At 43.6% G+C, this 2,749-nt stretch carries 3 protein-coding genes and 1 pseudogene; all 4 read right to left on the bottom strand.

All coding sequences use genetic code 11. The annotated features are described in order from the left end of the window. Positions 1-10: 10 nt before the first annotated feature. Entirely contained in the window at positions 11-1,156 is a 1,146-nt protein-coding gene (locus tag QZ055_RS09085) for a cobalt-precorrin 5A hydrolase (RefSeq protein WP_295826383.1), read from the bottom strand. Positions 1,157-1,160: 4 nt separating this feature from the next. Beyond that, positions 1,161-1,922 (bottom strand): precorrin-4 C(11)-methyltransferase, encoded by a 762-nt coding sequence (gene cobM / locus QZ055_RS09080; protein ID WP_004697358.1) that lies wholly within the window; start codon positions 1,920-1,922, stop codon positions 1,161-1,163. Position 1,923: 1 nt separating this feature from the next. Continuing rightward, positions 1,924-2,511, bottom strand: coding sequence for a precorrin-6Y C5,15-methyltransferase (decarboxylating) subunit CbiT (gene cbiT / locus QZ055_RS09075; RefSeq protein ID WP_054748358.1), 588 nt, complete (start codon positions 2,509-2,511; stop codon positions 1,924-1,926). Then, a pseudogene (locus QZ055_RS09070) lies at positions 2,508-2,749 on the bottom strand (precorrin-6y C5,15-methyltransferase (decarboxylating) subunit CbiE); the annotation flags it as partial. The pseudogene QZ055_RS09070 and the gene cbiT, both read right to left, overlap by 4 nt.

Here is a 2,749-nt window from a genome sequence, read left to right as displayed (position 1 = left end):
CCAATGCCGATTACTTTGATGTTACCTGTGCAATGGCTACCGTTGTTTTGGGATAAATTGTTTTGTGCTGTATTAGTGTTCGGCTCTTGGCCGCTAATAATGCTGTTGTCTCGCATACGTTTCCTACTCCTATAGTTCCTTTTACAAAATTAGATTCTTTTAATTCTTCTTCTTCAATGAGTGGTGCCATCTCGTCCTGTGTATAGAACACGATAGGCCACCCCATAATTTGCATAGCCTCTAAGAGGCCTACTTCATCTTGTTTAACGATGACTGATGCAGCCGTTACAAGGCTCTTTGATGAAAGTTTATGTGCTGCTAGCGACTGTTGTATGGCATCAAGGATTAATTCCTTCGGTGTATCCCGACGACAGCCAATGCCCATCGTATACGTACGAGGGCGCAAAATCAATTGGTGACCATACTCGGTAATTACTTTATCAGTAATTACAACTCGAGATGAACCATCTTCAGCGCTTTCATTTTTACATGGCATAGTCTCAAGTTGATTCAACGAAACAATATGAACCATACCATGCTCACCAATATGAGCTTTCGCTGCTTGTTCTAAATGCTCTGCATTTGGTAAGCTTGCATCGATATAATAATCAACCTGTTCTCCCCCAACAATGGCAGAGTTCACATTGATTAAGGTTTGAAAATCGTCGACCAATAGATGCTCGTGGCGCGCCAACACATCAGGCGCGGGCAATCCGTTTACATCCGTTGCCGTTGTAATAACAGGATCCGCATCGATGGCCAGCGAAATGGACTGAGTCCATTCGTTGGCGCCCCCAAGGTGCCCAGACAATAAGCTAATTACATGGTGTCCTACTTCATCCATTACGACTACTGCAGGATCCTTTGATTTATGCTCAATATAGGGTGCGATCATGCGCACTACAATACCGAGTGCCATGATACATAATACTTGATCGTAATCCTTGAAAATCTGTCCAATATGGTTTTTAAGGGAATCAAAATAAATAGCCTCACCACCAGAGGGACGGTTTTCCTTTTCAAAGCAATCCGCATGGGGTGCCACCAAAGACTTGATGCGTTGACCTAGCTTTGCACCTCGTTCAGACACAGAGAGAATGGCTGTTCTATTCTTCTTTGTTCCAGTCGTAGATGCAACAGTTTCTAGTTCTTTCATCATATTAGTCCTTAGCACTGCGGTACATGTGAGCAAAGCCTTTATCGTAGAGTTTAGATAATTCGTATTCGCTATCTAATACATGGCTTACTACGATCATAGCTTGGCGCAATACGCCCTCTTTAGCTACTATGTCCGCAATAGTTTCCAATGTGCCACGGATAATGCGTTGGTCAGGCCAAGACGCTTTTACCACGATTGCCACTGGAGTCGTTTTGTCATAACCGCCCTCAATGAGTTCAGCTACAACCTTATCTAACATTTGAACACTAAGGAAAATACACATTGTTGCTTCGTGAGATGCTAACATGCGCAATTTTTCCTTTGGAGGCATCGGTGTACGACCTTCCATACGTGTAATAATTACTGTTTGAGATACATTAGGTAGTGTATATTCTTGTTTCAAAGCCGCTGCTGTGGCAAGGAAAGAACTTACGCCTGGCACAACTTCATAAGAAATGCCCATACCAGCCAGTGCATCCATTTGCTCTTGAATAGCACCGTAAATAGCAGGATCACCTGTGTGAAGGCGAACTACGCTTTTACCAGCCTCAACAGAAGCTTTCATAACAGCTAACACCTCATCAAGATTCATAGTAGCACTGTTATGGATTTCACAGCCTGGTTTACAAGCCTCTAAAATAGCAGGGTTTACCAAGGAGCCAGCATAAATAACAACGTCTGCCTCTTGCACTAAACGATACCCTTTGCGAGTAATTAACTCGGGATCTCCAGGGCCTGCGCCTACGATATGTACGTCAACCATATTACTCTCCTTCTGCGATACGCGTTGCAGATACAATGAAAATTGGACTCAATGGGTCTAACAAATGATAGGGACCAGCCTTGCGGTAACGGCTAATGGACATTTGGTAACCTTCATAGGTGAAAGGACGACCTTTCAACTCTTTAAGGATTGTATAACCAGTTTCCATTGTTACAGCAGTTACAACTAAACGGCCACCAATTTTTAATAGACGTTGTGCCTCGTCCATAATGCCTGTCATACCGCCAGCGCTACCGCCGATAATAACCGCATCAAGCTCAGGTAATTCTTCCATACCTTCAGGAGCTTTGGACTTAATAACTGTCATATTATTTACATTGAATTTCTTCATGTTTTCATTGATAAGGTCGATGCCTTTATCAAAGCGCTCAATCGCATATACATGCCCTTTAGGAGCTGCTAAGGCTGCTTCAATAGAAATAGAGCCTGTACCAGCACCAACGTCAAGGACAATGCTATCCTCCTCGATGCGTGCCTCGTTCATAACGGCTTTGCGAATCTCGCATTTCGTCATCGGCACGTCGCCGCGGATAAATTCCTCATCAGGAATTCCGAAAAAATGTCTCATCCTAATACCACCATTACAGAATGACCAAAGCCTTCAAGCTCAGTTAATACCTCTAGCGTGGAGTCTACAATTTTTTCATCATCATAGCTCAAGCGCTCAAGGGCTGCTGCTCTCGTTTCTTTTGGCCAACCTGCATCTATTAAAATACGCGCAATATGCGCTGGATTATATTCAGGATCCGTCAAGAACCCCATCTTTTTACCTGCTTCATACACGAGTTTTTCAGGCGCTGGTTGGC

The organism is uncultured Veillonella sp. (assembly GCF_905209685.1).
Lineage (GTDB): Bacteria > Bacillota > Negativicutes > Veillonellales > Veillonellaceae > Veillonella.
This window is presented reverse-complemented; position numbering and strand designations above follow the sequence as displayed.